The organism is Pseudomonas citronellolis (genome assembly GCF_900112375.1).
GTDB lineage: Bacteria > Pseudomonadota > Gammaproteobacteria > Pseudomonadales > Pseudomonadaceae > Pseudomonas > Pseudomonas citronellolis.
The window spans coordinates 1-4,226 of record NZ_FOLS01000066.1; the positions used below are offsets into that span (position 1 = coordinate 1).

Annotated in this window: 5 protein-coding genes; all 5 read left to right on the plus strand. The window is 51.9% G+C overall.

Annotated elements, in window-relative coordinates; genetic code table 11:
• A partial coding sequence (locus BM060_RS33125; protein WP_177224373.1) for a hypothetical protein occupies positions 1 to 297 on the plus strand: 297 nt, incomplete at its 5' end.
• A gap of 304 nt (positions 298 to 601) precedes the next feature.
• Entirely contained in the window at positions 602 to 994 is a 393-nt protein-coding gene (locus tag BM060_RS32790) for a hypothetical protein (protein ID WP_074986547.1), read from the plus strand.
• Positions 995 to 1,917: 923 nt separating this feature from the next.
• Entirely contained in the window at positions 1,918 to 2,316 is a 399-nt protein-coding gene (locus BM060_RS32795; protein ID WP_135500022.1) for a hypothetical protein, read from the plus strand.
• 521 nt (positions 2,317 to 2,837) lie between these two features.
• Complete coding sequence (locus tag BM060_RS32800; protein ID WP_135500023.1) at positions 2,838 to 3,251, plus strand: hypothetical protein; 414 nt, start codon at positions 2,838 to 2,840, stop codon at positions 3,249 to 3,251.
• Positions 3,252 to 3,505: 254 nt separating this feature from the next.
• A complete protein-coding gene (locus BM060_RS32805) occupies positions 3,506 to 3,907 on the plus strand; it encodes a hypothetical protein (protein ID WP_074986553.1) in 402 nt (133 codons plus the stop codon).
• The last annotated feature ends 319 nt before the right edge of the window (positions 3,908 to 4,226 follow it).

The following is a 4,226-nucleotide window of genomic DNA, read 5'->3' on the forward strand; positions in this document are numbered from 1 at the left end:
CGCCACTATGAGCGGATCCTCGCTGCGTTTCCCAATAGTCCTGGCGTCAATAATTACAACCGAATATGGGCGGGCTCCAGTTTCCGCTCGCGCTGTATGCAGGTCTCCAGCACAGCTGGCTTCGTACTTCTGCTGACAAAAATCAATATTCGTCGTGGCCATCTGAGCCCCGAAGACCTATCTAATTTCCCACCTGATATCAGGCGGCTCATGCTCATTTCAGGCAGCCTTCTGCTCGTGGGTTCAGCATGGCTGTTTCTACTTGTGGGCCTGCTCAAGCTCAGTGGCGTGAAGTGACCAGACCAGCCAGCAATACCAGCCTGCGCCAAGGCGCAAAAGATGTGCGAAACCGAGGCTGGCGAAAGAACTCAACTTACCGAGACAGCGAGCTTTACTGGAGCCCTCGCGCTTGGCGGACTCAGCGCAGGAGCGACAGGCATGATCACGCCATATATTTGTGCAGCACTTGGAGTTCCTTCGGGAGGAGCCGGTGCAGTGGCATGCAGCCTAGTGCTGATCGGAATAGGAAGCTATATAGGGGAAAGAGTGGTGAGACAGGGGGTGAGTGGATTGGGGAGCATATATATGAGCAAAGCAGGAGATGAGTAAATTCTGGAGTTCAGAATGGGCCTTTTTCTTCATGACTGCTCCTTATGCTATTGGAATTCTAGGCATGGCGGCTCATATCTACGTTACATTCCGCCACCGTGAAACAATCACTAGAGCTTTCCCCAACAGTCCAATTATTCGAAATCACATGGCAACATGGATGGGCCATAGTACTCCAGCGCGCCTCATTCAAACATCCATGGTTAGCGGCATCATTCTCTGGCCAACCATCCATATTAGACGCGGAGACCTCGATCCTGAAGAAATACGTAACTTCCCCTACTCCATAAGGCTTATCATGAGTATTTCTGCTGGCCTCATGATTACCGGGGTTCTCTGGGGAGTATTAAGTGTTTTACTACTCAAGCTCAGCTATTCATCGTAGCGCCGGCTTCGATAGTGTGTTTGCGGATTGGCTCCGATTGGAGCAGGAAGTTATCTGGGAGGTGTCGGAGGAGAAGGTTTTGGTGGTTGGATAGGAGAAAAAATTTACGAGGTGCGAAGGTGACTGACATCAACACTTGGCCGTTAAGCCTTCAGATTGCGTTTGGACTACCCCTTTCATCATCTGTGCTGCGGGAGTAACGCTAATTGGCTATATCACCTATCGTCATTACGAAACCATTATCACCGCCTTCCCGAATAGTGCAGGCGTGAGAAATACCGCCAGATTCTGGGCGGGACCCAATTCCCAGGCTCGATATCTACAAGTCATCACCATATCCAGCTTCGTGTTATGGCCGAGGGGAGCGATACGACGTGGAGAACTGAATGCCGAGGAGATTAGGAGGTTTCCTTGCTCCGTTAGACGTCTGATATGGATTGCCTGGTGGCTCTGCATCATTGGATCCCTTTGGTTGCTTGTCGGTATTGGCCTCATCCGACTGAGCGATGCCCGATGAACTTGGTCTCCTTAAATGATGCCCTCATGCTATGCCACACATATAGAGGAGAGGGCCAAAACCGCGCGATGTCTGAAGTACGGCGGCTATATCGGCATCGGGTTGGGGGTACGGCGTCTGCGCTGAAAGTACAGGAAGTCTGTCGGGGTGGAGAAACCGAGGCCTGCAAGAAGGCACGCTTCACTGAAACAGCCAGCTTTTTCGGCGGGATTGGGCTTGGGGGACTCGGTACAGCGGCAACGACCGCAACTGCTCCTTACCTTTGTGGAGCCATCGGATTCGCCTCTGCCGGGGCCGGAGGGTTTGTCTGCAGCTTGGTATTGATAGGCATAGGCAGTTACATCAGTGGCAAAGGTGGAGAATGGGGTGGCGAAATGGCAGGTGAAGAAATCTACAGGGTGCTCCAATGATTGACTTTTACAGCTGGCACCCTTACGCCCGGATTGCCTTTCTTATTGCGCCAGTGGCAATAGGAATTCCCGGCATGGCTATTCAGGTTTACATAGCGCTTTACCACCACCAGAAAATCACCGCAGGTTTTCAGAGAAGCCCGATCGTTCGGGGTTTCGTCGGGAACTGGTCCGGCTCGAGCCTGGGGGCGCGTCTTATTCAGGTATCCATGATGGGAGGCATCATCCTCTGGCCAGGCTCCCATCTTCGTCGGGGCACCCTGGACCCTGAAGAACTACGCAGTTTCCCTCTCGCCATCAAACGCCTTCTGGTCGTTTCCCTTGCTTTTGTATTTATGGGAGTAGCTTGGGCAGCCATTGGATTCAGCCTGCTCAAACTCAGCGGTGTGAAATGACCCCCTCATCATTCTGCAGAGAAAGAAAAGCCCCCAGGCCGTCTCGGCCACCACCCCCTGCTGCGCCGCGACCTGGGCATTTCCACCCGCAGCCTGGTCCACCACTGGAGCCGCTCTGGCGCGCCGGGACAGATTCCTGGCTATGCCACACATATCGAGGAAGTGGCCAAGGCGGCGCGGTATCTGAAGTACGGCGGCTATATCGGCATTGGCTTTGGAGCTACTGCGTCTGCACTGAAAGTGCAGGAGGTGTGTCGGACAGGGGTGACCGAGGCCTGCGAAAGAGTGCGATTTACTGAAACGGGGAGTTTCGTTGGAAGCATGGCGGGAGGGTCGCTTGGTGCTTGGGCAGGTAGCGGTGCAGCCTCAAGTCTCTGCATAGGTATCGGATTAGCGAGCGGGGGAACTGGTGGAATGGTATGTAGCTTGATGTTGGTTGGCGTAGGAAGCTACCTAGGTAGCAAAGGCGGAGAGAAAGCCGGACTACTCGTCGGAGAGAAAGTCTATGAGAGAGCTAAGAATTGAGCAAATTCAAGTTCTGGTATGAAAGTTGGCCACTGGACCTACAAATTGCCTTTCTGTTATCGCCTTTCATTATCGGCCTTATTGGCATCGGAATTGGAATACATATCGCCTGCACCTCCCACTTCCATGACATGATTTCAGCGCTCAAAAATAGCAAGTGGCCTCAAATGGTAAGAAATACTCTAGGCGACAAGGATTTCATGTCTCGTTGTTTCTTAGTCAGCTCCATAGGAGGAGCTTTTCTTTTCGCTCGCTGGAATGAACGCAGAGGAGTTCTGGACTCGAAAGATATTGAAGATTTCCCCAAGAAACTCTGGCACAGACTAATTATATCTACTTGGCTGGTAATATTTAGCATGATCTGGATGAGCATCATGATTGCTCTAATAGAGCTTAGCGACGCCAAATAGTTTCACTATCCACCAAAAAGCTTTTTAACCAATTTACCCAGCATCACTGTGTCAAAAACCGGAAACTAAAGGAGGAGAACTTGGGCGGGAGGCAGCATCGCTACACACCTCTGTGTGGCGGTTGCCACTGTGACAGGAGTAGCAGGTGGAATATTGTGCGGCTTGGTATTGGCTGGGGCAGGAGGCTACATAGGAGGTAAAGGTGGAGAATGGGGCGGCAAACTAATGGGTGAAGAAATTTATAAGGTCCTGCAATGATCGACTTTTATAGTTGGCCCCCTTATCTCAGGATTGCTTTCCTTCTGGCTCCCTTCGTAACCGGCTTATCTGGTGTTGCTCTTGGTATCTACATTGCCTATAGCCGCGATTTTCCAAACATGCTCACCGCGCTTTCAAACAGTAACTGGCCAAAACGAGCACACCTCGTTCTAGGTAGCCAAGACTTTATCTCTCGTTGCTATCTGGTCAGCTCCACGGGCGGCGCCCTTCTGTTTCCCGACAGAAGTATTCGCAAAGGCCTTCTTGATAGGGAGGATATGCGCAACTTCCCTCCCGCACTCAGGTACCGCCTACTGATTTCAACTTGGATGGTTATTGCGGGAGCGGCTTGGCTGGGCCTAACGCTCGCCCTACTGAAGCTAAGTGGTGTGAACTAACAGACCCCATGCAGTTCGGGTCTCATCGGTACGTAAAGCTTCACCACTTAGAAATTGCTGATGGCGGAAACTACAAGTTACGCAGGCGGTAAAGGCGGCGAATGGGCAGGAGAATTGGCTGCCGAAGAAGTCTATAAGGTGCAACGATGATCGATTTCTACAGTTGGCATCCCTATCTCCGAATAGCTTGCCTTCTTTCACCCTTCGTGATCTTGCTGTCCGGTGCAGCGGTCCTGGCCTATACAACGCACCGCCACTATGAGCGGATCCTCGCTGCGTTTCCCAATAGTCCTGGCGTCAATAATTACAACCGAATATG

Coding starts and splice junctions, on each gene's coding strand:
- BM060_RS32790 (WP_074986547.1), top strand. CDS start 602: ATGAGTAAATTCTGGAGTTCAGAATGGGCCTTTTTCTTCATGACTGCT.
- BM060_RS32795 (WP_135500022.1), top strand. CDS start 1,918: ATGATTGACTTTTACAGCTGGCACCCTTACGCCCGGATTGCCTTTCTT.
- BM060_RS32805 (WP_074986553.1), top strand. CDS start 3,506: ATGATCGACTTTTATAGTTGGCCCCCTTATCTCAGGATTGCTTTCCTT.